Below are 14486 nucleotides of genomic sequence, written 5' to 3'. Positions count from 1 at the left end.
TCCGGGGTTTTCCCGGTTTCCTACGAGTGCGTCCGCAGCAGCGTCCGCATCGTGCGCATGGCCACCGACAGGTTGGCCAGGTCGAACGTCTCCGAGCTCTGGATCTCCTCCAGAGTGGTGCGCGCCCGACCGAGGATCGCCGCGTTCTTCTCGTCCCACGCCTTGAAACGCTGCTCGGGCGTCGAGGTGCCGTTGCCGACGGCCAGCACGTCCGCCGTCAGCGCCGCGTGGGCCGCGTACAGGTCCTCGCGGATGGACGCGCGGGCCATGGACTGCCAGCGGTCGGCACGCGGCAGCTCGATGATGCGGTCCATGAGCTGGGCGATGTGCAGACGGTCGGCGAGGTCGTAGTAGACCTCGGCGACGTCCAGCGGGTCCCGCCCCATACGGTCGGCCACCGAGACGATGTCCAGCGCCGGGAAGGCCGAGGAGAACCCGGCCACCCGGGTGGCCAGCTCGTCCGGGACACCGGCGTCGGCCAGCTCGTCGTGGATCCGCTGCCACCACTCCAGGTCCGCGCCCCGCAGCAGCTTCGTCAGCTGCGACCACACCTGCTCGACGCGCTCGGCGAAGAACTCGACGGTCTCGGCGAGCTGGAGCGGCTGCGGCCGGTTGTTCAGCAGCCAGCGCGTACCGCGCTCGACGAGCCGCCGCGAGTGCAGACGGATACGGGTCTGGACGTCGGCCTCGACCCGGTTGTCGAGTTCCTCCACCGCGTCCCACACCGGCGCCGAGCGGAAGATCGCCCGGGCCGCGGTCTGGGCCCGCACGATCTCCTCCAGCGAAGCGCCGGTCTCCTCCCGCAGCCGGTGCAGATACGTCGTACCGCCGGTGTTGACCGTGTCGTTGACCAGGACGGTCGTGGTGATCTCGCGGCGCAGCGGGTGGCTGTCGATGCCCTCGGGGAACCGCTCGCGCAACGCCGTCGGGAAGTACGCGTGCAGCAGGCCGCGCAGGTACGGGTCGTCGGGCAGCGAGGTGTGCAGCAGCTCGTCCGACACCGTGATCTTCGTGTAGGCCATCAGGACGGCCGTCTCCGGGCTGGTCAGACCCTGGCCGGCGCCGAGGCGCTCACGGATCTGCCGGTCGGTGGGCAGGAACTCCAGGGCCCGGTCCAGGTGCTTCTCCCTGACCAGGTGGCGCATGAAGCGCTGCTGGGCGTGGAGCATGTCCTTGGACTGGGCGAGGGCGTTGGCGATCGCCGTGTTCTGCGCGTAGTTGTTGCGCAGGACGAGAGCGCCGACCTCGTCGGTCATCTCCGCGAGCACCTTGTTGCGCTGCTTGACGGTCATGTCGCCCTCGCCGACCAGACCGTTGAGCAGGATCTTGATGTTCACCTCGTGGTCGGAGGTGTCGACGCCCGCGCTGTTGTCGATGGCATCCGTGTTGATCTTGCCGCCGTGCAGCGCGAACTCGATCCGGCCGAGCTGGGTCAGGCCCAGGTTGCCGCCCTCGCCGACGACCCTGACGCGCAGGTCGGCGCCGTCCACCCGGATCGGGTCGTTGGCCTTGTCGCCGACGTCGGCGTTCGACTCCGCACCGGACTTCACGTACGTGCCGATGCCGCCGTTCCACAGCAGGTCCACCTGCGCCCGCAGGATCGCCTTCATCAGGTCGGCCGGGGTCAGCTTGGTGACGGCCGCCTCGATGCCCAGCGCCTCGCGGATGTGGGCGTTGACCGGAATCGCCTTCGCCGTCCGCGGGAAGACACCGCCGCCGGCGGAGATCAGGTCGCCGTTGTAGTCGGCCCAGCTGGAGCGGGGCAGCTCGAACAGCCGGCGGCGCTCGGCGTAGGAGGTCGCCGCGTCCGGCTTCGGGTCGATGAAGATGTGCCGGTGGTCGAAGGCGGCGATCAGCCGGATGTGCTCGCTGAGCAGCATGCCGTTGCCGAACACGTCACCGGACATGTCACCGACGCCGACGACCGTGAAGTCCTCGGCCTGGGTGTCCACGCCCAGCTCCCGGAAGTGCCGCTTCACGGACTCCCAGGCACCGCGGGCGGTGATGCCCATGCCCTTGTGGTCGTAACCGGCCGAGCCGCCGGAGGCGAAGGCGTCGCCGAGCCAGAAGTTGTACGACTCCGCGACCTGGTTGGCGATGTCGGAGAACGTCGCCGTGCCCTTGTCGGCGGCGACCACCAGGTAGGTGTCGTCCTCGTCGTGCCGCACGACGTCGGCCGGCGGCACGACCTCCCCGCCGACCAGGTTGTCGGTGATGTCGAGCAGCGCCGAGATGAACGTCTTGTAGCTGGCGATGCCCTCGGCCAGCCACGCGTCACGGTCCACGCCCGGGTCGGGCAGCTGCTTGGCGACGAAGCCGCCCTTGGCGCCGACCGGCACGATGACGGTGTTCTTCACCATCTGTGCCTTCACCAGGCCGAGCACCTCGGTACGGAAGTCCTCACGCCGGTCGGACCAGCGCAGACCACCGCGCGCGACCTTCCCGAACCGCAGGTGCACGCCCTCCACCTGCGGCGAGTACACCCAGATCTCGAACGCGGGCCGGGGCGCCGGCAGGTCCGGGATGGCCTGCGGGTCGAACTTCATGGACACGTAGTCGTGCGGCTCGCCGCCCGCGCGCTCCTGGAAGAAGTTCGTCCGCAGGGTCGCCTTGATGACCGTGAGGAAGGACCGCAGGATCCGGTCCTCGTCGAGCGAGGCCACCTCGTCGAGGGCGGCGTCCAGCTCCTCGAGCAGCGCGTCGACGATCTCGTGCCCGGCACGCTGCCGGTCCGGCGACATCCGCGCCTCGAACAGCGAAACGAGCAGCCGGGTGGTGTGGACATTGGTCCGGAGGGTGTCCTCCATGTAGTCCTGGCTGAACGTGGACCCGGCCTGGCGCAGGTACTTGGCGTACGCGCGCAGCACCATCGCCTGCCGCCAGTGCAGCCCGGCGCCCAGCACCAGCGCGTTGAACCCGTCGTTCTCCGCCTTGCCGGTCCAGGTCGCCGAGAACGCCTCCTGGAACCGCTCACGCCCGTCGTCACCGAGGTCGCCCCCGGGACCCGCCAGCGACTTGGGGATCCGCAGACCGAAGTCGTAGATCCAGGCGTTGGTGCGGTCCGAGCAGCGCAGTTCGTACGGCCGCTCGTCGATGACCTCGACACCCAGCCGGTTCAGGACCGGCAGCACCGCCGACAGGGAGATCGCGTCACCCTTGCGGTAGATCTTGAAGCGACGCTCGCCGGGCGCGGCACCCACCGGCTCGTACAGGCTGAGCGAGAAGTTCCGCTCCTCGGTGAGCCGCTCCAGATGGCACAGGTCGGCAACGGCGGAACGCGGGCTGTGGTCGGCCTTGTACCCCTCGGCGAAGGCGTTGTTGTAGCGCCGCAGCAGCTCCGCGGCGCGCTCCTCGCCGAGCTCGGCCGTGAGCGCCTCCTGGAACGCGTCCGCCCAGGAACGCGCCGCCTCGACCAGCCGCGCCTCGATGCGCTCCTTGTCGGCGTCGGACAGCTCCGGCAGCTCGGTGCCCTGCGGGACCCGCACGACGAAGTGCAGCCGGGACAGGATCGACTCGGTGTTCCAGGCGGTGAAGTCGACGTTCGTCCCGCCCAGCTCCTCCTTGAGGATGTCGATGATCCGCAGCCGCACGCCCGTGGTGTACCGGTCGCGAGGCAGGTAGACGATCGCCGAGTAGTAGCGCCCGTACTCGTCCTGCCGCAGGTACAGCCGCAGCCGACGCCGCTCCTGGAGATACAGCACGGACGTGACGATGGACCGGAGTTCGTCCACCGGCGTCTGGAAGAGCTCGTCGCGCGGGTAGGTCTCCATGATCTGGAGCAGGTCGCGCCCGTCGTGGCTGTTGGGCGAGAACCCGGCGCCCTTCAGCACGGCCTCGACCTTGCGCCGCACGACCGGCACCCGCACCACGGACTCGGTGTAGGCGGCGGAGGAGAACAGCCCGAGGAAGCGCCGCTCCCCGACGACGTTCCCGTCCTTGTCGAACTTCTTCACACCGACGTAGTCGAGGTAGGAGGGCCGGTGCACGGTGGCCCGGCTGTTCGCCTTGGTCAGCACCAGCAGCTTGTGCTCACGCGCCTTGGCGCGGGCGTCGGCGGGCAGCCGCTCGAAGGAGGGGCTGACGGGGTGGCTGTCGGCGTCGGCGTGATGCGGGTCGGAGCGCAGAATGCCGAGCCCGGTCCCGGGAACCGCGGTGAGGGAGTCGTCCCCGCGCAGCTGGTACTCCCGGTAGCCGAGGAACGTGAAGTGGTCGGCGGCCAGCCAGCGCAGCAGCTCACGGGCCTCGTCGACCTCGGGCCGCGCCAGATCACCGGGGACGGGCTCCTCCCGGAGGTGATCGGCGACCCGCAGCGCGGTGTCCCGCATCTTCTCCCAGTCCTCGACGGCCTCCCGCACGTCGGACAGGACGCGCACCAGGTCGGCGGTGATCTGCTTCAGGTCGGCCCGGTCGGTCTCACGGTCGATCTCGACGTGGATCCACGACTCGACATGCCCGTCGTGCGGCAGCTCCCCCGCGGCGGGCGGGGTGCTGAGCACCTCGATGAGCTTGCCGGCCACATCGCGCCGCACGACGACCTGCGGGTGGATGACGAGGTGGATCCCCCGCCCCTGCCGGGTCAGCTCGTTGGTGACCGAGTCGACGAGGAACGGCATGTCGTCGGTCACGACCTCGACGACCGAGTGGCTGCACGTCCACCCGTTCTCCTCGACGGTCGGCGTGTGGACCCGTACGTTGGCCGTCCCCTGCGGCCGGTTCTCGGCCAGCCGGTAGTGCGAGAGCGCGGCTCCGAAGACGTCGACCGGGTCTCGGCCGTTGAGGTCCTCCGGGGCGGTGTGCAGGTAGTAGCGCTGGAGGAACGCGAGGAGGGAGGCGTGGTCCGGGGTCCCCGGAGTACCGCCACCCTCGCCCGTCGTCCCAGTCGGTAGATGCCCCCCGACCGGGCTGTTCTCAGCGACCCGCGCCGCCCTCTCGAGCAGCTCGGCCTTGGCTTCGTCCAGCTTGGTCTGCATTGTCCTCTGGCTCCTGTCGCGCGCCGTTGCGTGACGTAGAAGGAAGTACGTGAAGTACGGTCTCTTCCCCTGCGGCTCGACGCCACGGCCCGGGGTCTCCGGTCTGTTCCGACGCTATGCCGCAAGGTGAGATGAGCGGGGGGTTATCGGCCATTCTCGACACCACTCCCGGGTGTGACGCTGCTCTCCGCGCCAGGTGCATCCGGGGGGTGCACGGCGTCCTGGGGGCCCTGTCGGCCCCGTCCCGCCCGCGCCGACCAGCGTCCGCCGCCCGGCTGCGGAGATGGTCCGCACACACCGGGCGCAGGGCGGAGGCAACAGTGCCCCCGCAAGCTATCGCGCTGATCACGCCACCAAGGCTATCGCCCCTCCCGGGCCTCCCGTCATGAGCCGTATGTGTACAAAACCCGACCCAGAACTTTGCCGATCTGCACAGAGGCAAAACGGGGGATGACGTGGGAAGGGGGACGACCGAAGCCCCGACGGGAGGCGAGGGCGAAGGCCTGGTGGGAGGCGAGGGGGCGGAGCCCCGGTGGGGTTACAGGGCGGAGCCCTGGGGGGTAGGGGGCGGAGCCCCTTGTGGGATGCAGAGGCTCCGCCCCGGTGGGGTGCAGGGGAGGCAGGCCCCGCCGGGGCGCAGGGGCCGATCCCCTGATGGGGTGCAGGGGACACAGTCCCCACCGGGGCGCAGGGGCAGAGCCCCTGATGGGGTGCAGGGGACACAGTCCCCACCGGGGCGCAGGGGCCGATCCCCTGATGGGGTGCAGGGGACACAGTCCCCACCGGGGCGCAGGGGCAGAGCCCCTGATGGGGTGCAGGGGACACAGTCCCCGCCGGGGCGCAGGGGCGGAGCCCCTGATGGGGTGGAAGGGGCGGAGCCCCTGGGGTGGGACGGGTAGGGGCGGCGGGGGCGAGAAAAGTCGACGCCGACCCCACCGCGCGGGACGCTGAAAGCGCCCCCTCTTGGCAAGCCCACCCCCAAGAGGCACGTTGCCCAGAGCAACGCCCGCCCGAGAGGAGCCGCCCACCATGTCCGCGAAAATCCTCATCGTCACAGGCGACGCAGCGGAATCCCTGGAAGTCCTCTACCCCTACCAGCGCCTCCGCGAGGAAGGCTACGAGGTCCACATCGCCGCCCCCGCCCGCAAAAAGCTCCAGTTCGTCGTCCACGACTTCGAACCCGGCTTCGACACCTACACCGAGAAGCCCGGCTACACCTGGCCCGCCGACCTCGCCTTCTCCGAGGTCGACCCCGGTCAGTACGCCGCCGTCGTCATCCCCGGCGGCCGGGCCCCCGAGTACCTCCGCAACGACCCCGAACTCCGCAAGATCCTCAAGTCGTTCTTCGACGCCGACAAACCCGTCGCCCAGATCTGCCACGGCCCCCTGCTCACCGCGGCCGCCGACGCCCTCCGCGGCCGACGCGTCACGGCGTACCCGGCCCTGGAGCTCGACATGCAGTCGGCAGGCGCCACCTTCCAGGACGCCGAGGCCGTGGTCGACGGCGCCCTGGTCTCCGCCCGCGCCTGGCCGGACCACTCGGCCTGGATGCGCGAGTTCCTGAAGGTGCTACGCACGAAGGCACCAGTGACGTGACCTGACCCGACCCGCACGGGTGCGGCGCCCCCGGACACCCCCGGACGCCACACGACGCCGCACCCGATCCGACCGATCCGACGCTCGACGCACCGGCGTCCCGCAAACCCCTACGCAGCCGCAGCCAACCGCCCCGCGACCTCCACCGCCTCCCCCAGCGTGTCCACCACGGGCACTCCCACCACCTCAAGGCTGGCCCGGCTGTGCGACCCGCCGGTGTACAGGACGGCCCGCGCGCCCACATGCAACGCGGCCACCGCGTCATCGGCGGCATCCCCGATCACCACCGTGCGCGCCGCCTGCACGCCGGTCAGCGCCTCCAGGTGCCGCACCATGTGCTCGGCCTTGCTGCCGCCGGAGGGCCCGGTCCGCCCGTCGACCCGTACGAAGTGCGGCTCGATCCCGAACCCCCGGACCAGCGGCACGAGTTCATCGTGCACGTACATGCTCAGCAGGGACTGGCTGTGCCCCGCCGACCGCCACCCCGCGAGCAGCTCCACCGCACCCTCGGTGAGCCCGCACCGCACCCGGTGCTCGGCGTAGTACCGGTGGAAGACGTCGTCCATGACCTCCCACTCGGCATCGGTGGGCAGCCTGCCCATCAGCCGCTCGTAGAACTTCGGCACCGGAACGCAGTACAGCGCCCGGTACCGCTCCAGCGTGATCGGCTCCAGCCCCAGCTCGACGAATGCCGCGTTCGTCGCCCCGATGATCGCGTCGTTGTCGTGGAACAGCGTCCCGTTCCAGTCCCAGACGATGTGCGCCGCTTCCTGCTTCCCCATACCTGCAAACGTACCCGCCACCACCGACAATCAAGTGACCGACCGAAGCGGCGCCCCACCCCACCGGACCAGGCACGCCCACGGCCAGGGGCAGCTCGACAGGCCGGCACACCTGCACAGCGGCACAGCGGCACGCCCTTGGGTCCGCACGCCCACAGCTCGGCATGCCCCAAGGTCCGCCCGCCTGCAGATCGACCCGCCCGCAGATCGGCAACCCGGCAGCCGACCGCCCGAACCCAGTCGCCCGAACTCAGTCGCCCGACCCCACCAGAGTCGGGATCTCCTGCCTGGCGAACCACAACAGCTCATGGTCCTCGGCCCCGTCGACGACGAACTGCGCGTCGTCGTCCCCGCCGTCCGCCGCCACGACCGCCTCCGCCGCGGCGGTCACGTCCGCCTCGGCCTCACTGGCGTCGACGTGCACCGCGGCCACCTTGGCCAGCGGCACGGCACCCGTCACCCGGACCTCGCCCAGCGCCGCCGGATCGAGCCCCCGGTCGGGGTCCGCGGCGGCCGCGCGGTCGGGTACGTCGACGGCGACCACGACCCGGCGCCGCGGGGCGCCCGGATCCGCCGCGAGCAACCGCAGCGAGGCGAGCGCGGCCCTGCTGAGCGCCGCGTACTCCAGCTCCTCGATGTCGTCGGAGACGTACCACTCGCGCAACGCGGGCGTGACGGCGTACGCGACGAGCGGCCCGGACCCCAGCTCACCCGTCTTGTGCGCCTCGGCGAGACCGGGGAGGGTCAGGGGGACGTAGACGCGCATGGCTGGCCGCTCTTTCGTGGTCGCAGGCTCGGACTCGGTGCCCCAGGGCAAAGACGGTTCCGCGTCTCCCCGAGGGCCTTCAGGATACGTGCGGCCGTCCCCTTTCGGGCCCCTGCCCGCGCCCCCGCGACCGTCAACCCCGAGCCACGCCACTCACCCGGCCCGCCCCCGCAGCACCGGGCTTCCGCCACCCCCCACCACCCCTGATAGGTGAACCTCCCGCCTCTCCACCGAGGACTCTCCGCTTCCTTGCCGTCACGCACCGCGACCCCGTACAAGATCCACAACGGCAGGTTACCGACCGGTAGAGCCGAGCCCACCGAACGGGGACACCCATGAACAAGGTCATGACGAGGACGCAGCACCACCCCGGCGCCCGCCCTCCCGGCCGACGCGACACCCGCCGCCCCGCGGGCGCCCCACCCCGCACCCCGAGCGGCGGCGCCCCCCGTACGGCACCCGGCGGCGGCCGCCCACCCGGTCCCCCCGGCACCACCTCCCCCACCCGCACCCGCCCCACCGACGGCCGCCCCGCAACCCCCCAGTCGCTCACCCACCACCACCCGACCCCCCGACCCGGTTCCGGCGCCCCCACCAAGGCCACCGAGGCCCCCACCGGCTCCCCGACCGCCCCCGCCCAGACCCAGACCCAGACCCCCCGGCGCCCCGTCTCCCAGCCTCGCCCCACAGACCTCTTCGCCGACCGCCTCCTCGCGGTCCTGACCGGCCGGCGCCCCGTGCACTTCATGCTCCGGCACACCCTCGGCCACGCCTACGACGACCTGGCCCACCTCGCCGAACGCGGCCCCCTGCGCACCACCCGGGGCGCCCGCCCCGTCGTCCGCGACATCGGCTACTACGTCCCCCGCCCCGGCGCCATCGAGGCCTTCGCCCGCATCGGTACCGGCGACCGCCTACGGGCCATGGCCTTCCGCCTGGAACTCGGCACCGACCACCGCTGGCGCTGCACCGCGGTGGAACTCGACGGCACCCGCAGGCCCCGTCCCCAGGACGACTGAGCCACCCCGGAACCGCCCAACAGCAAAGGGCCGGGCTCACCCGAAGGTGACCCGGCCCTCAAGCCGCTACGAAGCCCACAGCGTCGTCACGTCATACGGCACACACGTCACGCCACACCGTCACGCATCACACGTCCCGGTCCGGCAGCCGGCGCGCCCCGCCGCAGGCAGACGCGCCCTACTTCTTCCGGCGCCGCCCGGCCTTCGCCTGCTTGCGACGCTCCGCGCGCGTGAGGCCATCGGCCTCCGAACGCACCGGCTCGTCCTCGTCACTGTCGAAGTCGCCCTCGATCGTGCCGCCCTCGCCGTCCACCGTCGGAGCCGAGAAGTGCAGCTGACGACGCTGCGGAGCGTCCAGACCCTTCGCCCGGATCTCCGGACGCGAACCCGCCTGCGCCGGCACCACGTCCTGCTTCTCCATGTCGACCGGCGCGGCATCCGCCACCGGGACCTCCTCGACCTGCTGCTCGACCTGGACCTCCAGGTTGAACAGGTAGCCGACGGACTCCTCCTTGATGCCGTCCATCATCGCGGAGAACATGTCGAAGCCCTCGCGCTGGTACTCGACCAGCGGGTCCTTCTGCGCCATCGCGCGCAGACCGATGCCCTCCTGGAGGTAGTCCATCTCGTAGAGGTGCTCGCGCCACTTGCGGTCCAGGACCGACAGCACGACCCGCCGCTCCAGCTCACGCATGATCTCGGAACCGAGCTGCGACTCCCGCGACTCGTACTGCTCGCGGATGTCGTCCTTGATGGACTCGGAGATGAACTCGGCGGTCAGACCGGCCCGGTCACCGGCCGCCTCCTCCAGCTCCTCGACGGTGACCTTCACCGGATAGAGCTGCTTGAAGGCGCCCCACAGCCGGTCCAGGTCCCAGTCCTCCGGGAAGCCCTCGGCGGTCTCCGCGCCGACGTACGCGTCGATCGTGTCGTCCATGAAGTGGTGGATCTGCTCCTGGAGGTCCTCGCCCTCCAGAACCCGGCGCCGCTCACCGTAGATGACCTCACGCTGACGGTTGAGCACCTCGTCGTACTTCAGGACGTTCTTACGCGTCTCGAAGTTCTGCTGCTCCACCTGCGACTGCGCGGACGCGATCGCGCGCGTGACCATCTTGTTCTCGATCGGCACGTCGTCCGGCACGTTCGCCATCGACATCACGCGCTCGACCATCTGCGCCTTGAACAGCCGCATCAGGTCGTCACCCAGCGACAGGTAGAAACGGGACTCGCCCGGGTCGCCCTGACGGCCGGAACGACCGCGCAGCTGGTTGTCGATACGACGCGACTCGTGCCGCTCGGTACCCAGCACGTAGAGGCCGCCCAGCTCCTTGACCTCGTTGAACTCGGCCTTGACCGCCTGCTCGGCCTTCTCCAGGGCGGCGGGCAGCGCGGCCGCCCACTCCTCGATGTGCTCCTCGGGGTCGAGGCCACGCTGACGCAGCTCCGCCTCCGCGAGGTCGTCGGGGTTGCCGCCGAGCTTGATGTCGGTACCACGGCCGGCCATGTTGGTGGCGACCGTCACGGCACCCTTGCGGCCGGCCTGGGCGACGATCGACGCCTCACGCTCGTGGTGCTTGGCGTTCAGCACCTCGTGCTGGACACCCCGCTTGGAGAGCTGCTGCGACAGGTACTCGGACTTCTCGACCGACGTCGTACCGACGAGGATCGGCTGGCCCTTCTCGTGCTTCTCGGCGATGTCGTCGACGACCGCCTCGAACTTCGCGACCTCGGTGCGGTAGATCAGGTCGGACTGGTCCTTACGGACCATCGGCCGGTTCGTCGGGATCGGGACCACGCCGAGCTTGTAGATCTGGTGGAACTCGGCGGCCTCGGTCATCGCCGTACCGGTCATGCCGCAGAGACCGGGCTGTTCCTTCTCGTTGTGGTCGTGGCGCTTGTACAGGCGGAAGAAGTTCTGAAGGGTGATCGTGGCGAGCGTCTGGTTCTCGTCCTTGATGTCCACCCCTTCCTTCGCCTCGATCGCCTGGTGCATGCCCTCGTTGTACCGGCGGCCGGCGAGGATACGGCCCGTGTGCTCGTCGACGATCATGACTTCGCCGTCCATGACGACGTAGTCCTTGTCCTTCTTGAAGAGCTCCTTCGCCTTGATGGCGTTGTTCAGGTAGCCCACCAGAGGGGTGTTCACCGACTCGTAGAGGTTGTCGATGCCCAGCCAGTCCTCGACCTTGCTGACACCGGCCTCGTGAATGGCGACCGTGCGCTTCTTCTCGTCGACCTCGTAGTCGCCGGTCTCCTCGATGCCCTTGAGCGGGTTGCCGGCCTCGCCCCTCTTCAGGCGCGTCACCAGCTTCGCGAAGTCGCCGTACCACTTGGTGGCCTGGTCCGCCGGACCCGAGATGATCAGCGGCGTGCGCGCCTCGTCGACCAGGATGGAGTCGACCTCGTCGACAATGGCGAAGTTGTGGCCGCGCTGGACCAGCTCGTCCTGCGCCCACGCCATGTTGTCGCGCAGGTAGTCGAAGCCGAACTCGTTGTTCGTGCCGTACGTGATGTCGCACGCGTACATCTCACGGCGCTGCGCCGGCGTCATGTTGGCGAGGATGCAGCCGACTTCCAGGCCCAGGAACTTGTGGACACGACCCATCATCTCGGAGTCGCGCTCGGCCAGGTAGTCGTTGACCGTGATCAGGTGGACGCCCTTGCCGGACAGCGCGTTCAGATACGCGGGCAGCGTGCCGACGAGCGTCTTGCCCTCACCGGTCTTCATCTCGGCCACATAACCGAGGTGCAGGGCGGCACCACCCATGATCTGCACGTCGTAGTGACGCTGACCGAGGACACGCTTGGCGGCCTCGCGCACAGTGGCGAACGCCTCGGGCAGCAGGTCGTCCAAGCTCTCACCGTCGGCGTACCGCTGCTTGTACTCATCGGTGAGGGCCCGCAGCTCGGCGTCGGAGAGGTCGACGAAGTCCTCTTCGATGGAGTTGACCTGGTCCGCGATGCGGTGCAGCTTGCGCAGGATCTTGCCTTCGCCTGCACGCATGATCTTCGAGAGGACGGACACGGGGGTTGGTCTCCTTGCCGGTCGGGCCTGGGACGGTCGGTTTCCAGTGGACTTGCTGAGCAACGGCCATCGTATGCGAGGACCCCGCCACCCCGGGAGGCCTGCCGCGACGAGGACCACACACTGCTGCGCACCTGCTCCAAAATCTTCTTCAAAGGGGACAACGGCCGGGCCCCGCCGATGGTGCCGCGTCCGCCGGACGAATTGCGCGAATTGTGATCACGCGCTCACACACCGCAAAAAGATGGCGCCCGCCGGGACACCCCGCGCAGAATCGGCCGATGGAGCCCGAGCCCGTCACCCTCACCACCCCCCGCCTCGTCCTGCGCCCCCTCGACCCGCAGGACACCGACGCCGTGTACACCGCCGCCCAGGACCCCGACATCCAGCGCTGGACCACGATCCCCTCCCCCTACCTCCCCGAGCACGCCCGAAGCTTCACCGAACTGCTCGCCCCGGAGGGCTGGGCGAGCGGCTCCATGTTCACCTTCGGCGTCTTCCTCCCCGACGGGGACCTCACCGGCGTCCTCAGCCTCACCATGCGCTCCCCCGGCACGGCCGAGGTCGGCTTCTGGGCGGCCAAGGAACACCGCGGCCACGGCTACACCACCGAGGCCACCCTCACCGCGGCCCGCTGGGCCTTCACCACCCTGCCCGTCGACCGCCTCGAATGGCGGGCCGAAATCGGCAACACCGCCTCCCGCACGGTCGCCGAGAACGCCGGCTTCACCCTGGAAGGCACCCTCCGCTCGGCCATCGCCAACAAGGGCGTACGCCGCGACTGCTGGCTGGCCTCCCTGCTCCCGTCGGACCTGGGACTGCCCTCGACAGCACCGTACGTTCCGGCACCCTCCGGCCCGCCCGGGGCGTCCGGGGACACCACCAGCCCGTCCGGCGTTTGAGGACGAGGCCGTCCAGGCCGAAAGCGGGGGTCCGGGGGCGCAGCCCCCAGGGACGGGAAGGGTAGGGGCGGCGGGGGCGAAACCCACGGCGAAGCCGCCCTCGCTCCCACCCCGAACCCTCAAACCCCCAGCTCACCCCGCGCTGTCAGTCCCACCCCCTATCGTGCGAGCCATGACGACCCCGCGCCCCGACACCACCCTCTCGGCAGACGAAGCCCGCCGCATCGCCCTACGCGCGCAGGGCTTCCTCGGTACACCCGACCGCAGGGCCGGAGTCCGCGGCGTCCTCCGTCACCTCGGCGCGGTCCAGCTCGACACCATCTCGGTCCTGGCCCGCTCCCACGAGCTGATCCCCTACGCCCGCCTGGGAGCGGTAGGCCGCAAGACGGTCGAGGACGCGTACTGGAAGCCCGAGTCCGCGGGCACGCCCGCGGCACGACCGCACGCCTTCGAGTACTGGTCCCACGCCGCCTGCATCCTCCCCATCGAGGAATGGCCCCACTTCGCCTTCCGCCGCCGCGCCTACCGGGCCCGCCCGCACTGGAACCACGCTCTCCCGGACGGCACGTACGACCAGGTCATCAAGCAGCTCCGCACCGAAGGCCCCCTCACCGCCACCGAGTTGGGCGGCGCGAAGAAGACCAGCGAGTGGTGGGACTGGTCCGGCACCAAGGTCGCGGTGGAACGCGCGCTGATGTACGGCGAGGTGGTCTGCGTCGAGCGCCGCGGCTGGAAGCGCGTGTACGACCTCGCCGAACGCGCCGTCCCCGCCGACCTGCTGCACGACGAGCTGGACGACACCGAGTGCCTGCGCCGCCTCGTCCGCCTGGCCGGCCAGTCCCTCGGCGTGGGCACGCGCGCGGACATCGCCGACTACCACCGTCTCAAGGGCGAGCAGGTCGACACCGTGATCGCCGACTCGGGCCTGGTACCGGTCACGGTCGAAGGCTGGGGCAAGCCCGCCTGGGCCGACCCGGCGGCTCTGGAAACGGCCCCGCGCGGCCGCCACCGCACCACGCTCCTGTCCCCCTTCGACTCCCTGATCTGGGAGCGGGCGCGCACCGAGCGGATCTTCGGCTTCACCCACCGGCTGGAGGCCTACGTCCCCAAGCCGAAGCGGATCCACGGCTACTTCGCGATGCCGGTCCTGGCCGGCGGCCGGCTCGTCGGCCGCGTGGACCCGGCGCGCGAGGGCCGCACCCTGATCGCCAGGCAGGTCACTCTGGACGGCCCGAAGGCGGTCCCGGCGGTGGCCCAGGCCCTGCTCGAGGCGGCGACCTGGGTGGACTGCACGGACGTACGCGTCGAGCGTGTGGACGCCCCTGACCTGCGCGAGCCCCTCGCCCGAGAACTCACCCGCGCACTGGCCTGACCCGGACCCGCGCCGCGTCCGAGCCGGGCTGCGTCAGCACCGAACCGAGCCGGG

General features: G+C 70.4%; 8 protein-coding genes. 4 read left to right on the top strand and 4 right to left on the bottom strand.

Going from position 1 to position 14486, the window contains the following annotated elements; all coding sequences use genetic code 11:
• Positions 1–20: 20 nt before the first annotated feature.
• Positions 21–4970 (bottom strand): NAD-glutamate dehydrogenase, encoded by a 4950-nt coding sequence (locus OG933_RS26395; RefSeq protein WP_362522645.1) that lies wholly within the window; start codon positions 4968–4970, stop codon positions 21–23.
• Positions 4971–5999: 1029 nt separating this feature from the next.
• On the opposite strand from OG933_RS26395, the gene OG933_RS26390 reads away from it, so the two are divergent.
• Positions 6000–6566 (top strand): DJ-1/PfpI family protein, encoded by a 567-nt coding sequence (locus OG933_RS26390; RefSeq protein WP_267022806.1) that lies wholly within the window; start codon positions 6000–6002, stop codon positions 6564–6566.
• 110 nt (positions 6567–6676) lie between these two features.
• Here OG933_RS26390 and OG933_RS26385 read toward each other — a convergent pair whose 3' ends face one another.
• Both OG933_RS26385 and OG933_RS26380 read right to left on the bottom strand, forming a co-directional pair.
• Positions 6677–7348, bottom strand: coding sequence for an HAD family hydrolase (locus OG933_RS26385; protein WP_267022805.1), 672 nt, complete (start codon positions 7346–7348; stop codon positions 6677–6679).
• Between the two features lie 250 nt (positions 7349–7598).
• Positions 7599–8114: a DUF6912 family protein gene (locus OG933_RS26380; protein WP_405629166.1), complete on the bottom strand. Its 516-nt coding sequence runs from the start codon at positions 8112–8114 to the stop codon at positions 7599–7601.
• 335 nt (positions 8115–8449) lie between these two features.
• Here OG933_RS26380 and OG933_RS26375 point away from each other — a divergent pair, with 335 nt between their 5' ends.
• Positions 8450–9133 (top strand): Rv3235 family protein, encoded by a 684-nt coding sequence (locus tag OG933_RS26375; RefSeq protein ID WP_405629165.1) that lies wholly within the window; start codon positions 8450–8452, stop codon positions 9131–9133.
• Positions 9134–9311: 178 nt separating this feature from the next.
• Here OG933_RS26375 and secA read toward each other — a convergent pair whose 3' ends face one another.
• Positions 9312–12158, bottom strand: coding sequence for a preprotein translocase subunit SecA (gene secA / locus OG933_RS26370; RefSeq protein WP_362522648.1), 2847 nt, complete (start codon positions 12156–12158; stop codon positions 9312–9314).
• Between the two features lie 281 nt (positions 12159–12439).
• Between secA and OG933_RS26365 the strand changes: the two genes are divergently transcribed.
• Together OG933_RS26365 and OG933_RS26360 are read left to right on the top strand one after the other, a co-directional pair.
• The gene (locus OG933_RS26365; RefSeq protein ID WP_405629162.1) at positions 12440–13060 is read left to right on the top strand and encodes a GNAT family N-acetyltransferase; all 621 of its coding nucleotides are present in this window, start codon (positions 12440–12442) and stop codon (positions 13058–13060) included.
• Positions 13061–13232: 172 nt separating this feature from the next.
• On the top strand, positions 13233–14432 hold the full coding sequence (locus OG933_RS26360; RefSeq protein ID WP_362522650.1) for a DNA glycosylase AlkZ-like family protein: 1200 nt from the start codon (positions 13233–13235) through the stop codon (positions 14430–14432).
• Positions 14433–14486: the final 54 nt, after the last annotated feature.

The sequence above is a fragment of the Streptomyces sp. NBC_00016 genome, assembly GCF_045040885.1.
Lineage (GTDB): Bacteria > Actinomycetota > Actinomycetes > Streptomycetales > Streptomycetaceae > Streptomyces > Streptomyces coriariae.
The sequence above is the reverse complement of the archived record's forward strand: the minus strand, read 5'-3'. Positions and strand labels throughout refer to the sequence as shown.